The organism is Streptomyces sp. SID5910 (assembly GCF_009862125.1).
In the GTDB taxonomy this organism is placed as follows: Bacteria; Actinomycetota; Actinomycetes; order Streptomycetales; family Streptomycetaceae; genus Streptomyces.
On sequence record NZ_WWHX01000514.1, the window covers coordinates 1 to 1,352 of the forward strand.

Consider the following 1,352-nt stretch of genomic DNA (forward strand, 5'->3'; position numbering starts at 1 on the left):
GCGCGCAGTTCCCCGCGCCCCTGGCGGGGCTGGTGTGGACGTCTTGGTTGCGAGTGCCCCGGGGGCCGTGTGCGGGGGCTGGTGTGGTTGTTCGGGTGCGGCGTCGTCGTGGCTGGGCGCGCAGTTCCCCGCGCCCCTGGCGGGGCTGGTGTGAGCGGCTTTGTATTCTGGGTTCATCGGCTTGTTATTTCCCTCACCTCCTCGGTCCCCCGTAATTCATTGCGCCGATGCCTAATATTGGCCGGGACACGACACGCGAGGGGAGCGGTCACCGTGCCACGGGACTTCACGGAGCCTGCCGGGGGCCGCTCCGAGCTGGTCATCGGGCGGGAGGCACCCCTCGGCGCGGCGCGTGAGCAGCTCACCCGTGGGGGCAGTGTGCTTCTGCACGGCCCCGCCGGAATTGGAAAGTCGGCCGTCCTGCGGACACTGGCCGCCGAATATGCCCGCACGGCCCGCACCGTCTTGCGCTGCTCGGCCACGGAGTCCGAATCCCATCTCCCCTTCCTCGCCCTCGCCGACCTCCTCGGCCCCGTGCTGGACCAGGTGTCCGGCGCCCTGCCCGCCGCGCAGCGCACCGCGCTGGAGTCGGCCCTCACCGGCCGCGGCGAGTCCACGCTCCAGCGGGACGGGCTCGCGCTGCGCCTGGCCGTGCTGTCCGCGCTGCGCGCCCTCGCCGCCGGGGGCCCCGTCCTCGTCGTCGCCGACGACCTCCAGTGGCTGGACCCGGCCAGCACCGAGCTGCTCGGCTTCGCCGCCCGCCGCCTGGGCGACACCCCCGTACGGCTGCTGTGCGCGGTGCGGACCGACGGTCAGGAGTACGGGCAGGAGTACGACCGCCATCTGCGCGCCTCGCCGCCGGACACCCGGGCGGTGCGCCTGGAGCCGCTGACCCGCGCCCAGGTGTCGGCGCTGCTCGACCAGCGCGGTTACTCCGGCCTGCCCCGTTCCACGGTCCGCGACATCCACCGCACCAGCGGCGGCAACCCGCTGTTCGCGCTGGAACTGGGCCGCGCCCTGGCCGAGAGCCCCACCCCGCCCCGGCCGGGCGAGCCGCTGCCGGTGCCGACCTCGCTGCGCGCGCTGGTGCTCAGCCGCCTGGAGATGCTGTCGGAGGAGGCCCGCCGCACCCTGCTGGTGGCCAGCGCGGGCGCCCGGCCCACCCCGGCCCTGCTGCACGCGGCGGGCCGGGCCGACGCCGAGGCCGAGACCGCGCAGGCGGCCGAGCTGGGCCTGCTGGCGACCGACCCGGAGGGCCCGGCCGTACGGTTCGCGCATCCGCTGATCTCGGCCGCGCTGTACGCCGAGGCGCCGGCGCCGGAACGGCGGGCCGCGCACGCCGCGCTGTCCAC

Annotated in this window: 1 protein-coding gene; it reads left to right on the top strand. The window is 75.6% G+C overall.

Going from position 1 to position 1,352, the window contains the following annotated elements; translation table 11 throughout:
• Positions 1–273: 273 nt before the first annotated feature.
• The coding region (locus GTW67_RS18410; protein WP_161165919.1) for an AAA family ATPase at positions 274–1,352 on the top strand (1,079 nt) is incomplete at its 3' end.